The following is a 1,057-nucleotide window of genomic DNA, read 5'->3' as shown; positions in this document are numbered from 1 at the left end:
GATCGACCTGCCGCATCGACTCGCGCCGCCGTCGGCGGCGCACTGGCTCGGCACCGACGGGCTGGGGCGGGACGTGCTGTCGCGCCTGATCTGGGGCGGGCGGGTGACGCTCGGCCTCGTCGCCGCCGTGACGCTGGCGGTGGCGCCGGTCGGGCTGCTGATCGGCTGCGTCGCCGGCTATACGGGCGGGCTCGCCGACCTGCTGCTGATGCGGGTCACCGACATTTTCCTCGCCTTTCCGCGCCTGATCCTGGCGCTCGCCTTCGTCGCGGCCCTGCGTCCGGGGGTCACCAGCGCCGCGATCGCCATCGCCCTGACCGCGTGGCCGCCCTATGCGCGCATCGCGCGGGCCGACGCGCTGGCGCTGCGCACGGCCGAGCACGTGCAGGCGGTGCGCCTGATGGGCGCGCGCGCCGGCCGCATCGTGCTGCGCCACGTGCTGCCGCTGTGCCTGCCGGCGATCGTGGTGCGCACCAGCCTGGACATGAGCGGCATCATCCTGACCGCCGCCGGCCTCGGCTTCCTCGGCATGGGGGCGCAGCCGCCGCTGCCGGAATGGGGGGCGATGATCGCCACCGCCCGCGACCACATCCTCGATCACTGGTGGCTGCCGGCGATCCCGGGCGCGGCCATATTCGTCGCCTCGCTCGCCTTCAACCTGCTGGGGGACGGGCTGCGCGACGCGCTCGATCCGCGCCAGACGTGACCCTGCTGGCGGTACAGGCGCTGGACGTCGCCTATCCCGGCCCCGCCGGCCCGGTCGCGGCGGTGCGCGACGTCAGCTTCACGCTGGGGCGCGAGACGCTCGGCATCGTCGGTGAAAGCGGATCGGGCAAGTCCACGCTCGCCCGCGCGCTGCTGCGCCTGCTGCCGGAGGGGGCGACCTTGCGCGCGAAGGAGATGTCGTTCGACGGCACCGATCTGCTCGGCGCGCGCGACGCGGCGCTGACGCGGCTGCGCGGCGGCGGCATCGGCCTCGTGGCGCAGGATGCGCGCGCCGCCCTCAATCCGGTCCGCCGCATCGGCGCGCAGATCGCCGAGACGTGGCGTCTGCATC

At 74.8% G+C, this 1,057-nt stretch carries 2 protein-coding genes; both read left to right on the top strand.

What is annotated here, in order from left to right; translation table 11 throughout:
• The coding region (locus B8460_RS13970; protein WP_048862222.1) for an ABC transporter permease at positions 1–706 on the top strand (706 nt) is incomplete at its 5' end.
• Positions 703–1,057, top strand: a 355-nt coding sequence (locus B8460_RS13965) for an ATP-binding cassette domain-containing protein (RefSeq protein ID WP_048862221.1), incomplete at its 3' end; no start/stop codon positions are given. The genes B8460_RS13970 and B8460_RS13965, both read left to right, overlap by 4 nt.

The sequence above is a fragment of the Acidisphaera rubrifaciens HS-AP3 genome (assembly GCF_000964365.1).
GTDB lineage: Bacteria > Pseudomonadota > Alphaproteobacteria > Acetobacterales > Acetobacteraceae > Acidisphaera > Acidisphaera rubrifaciens.
Note: the sequence above shows the minus strand (reverse complement) of the source record. Positions and strands in the feature narration are given on the sequence as shown.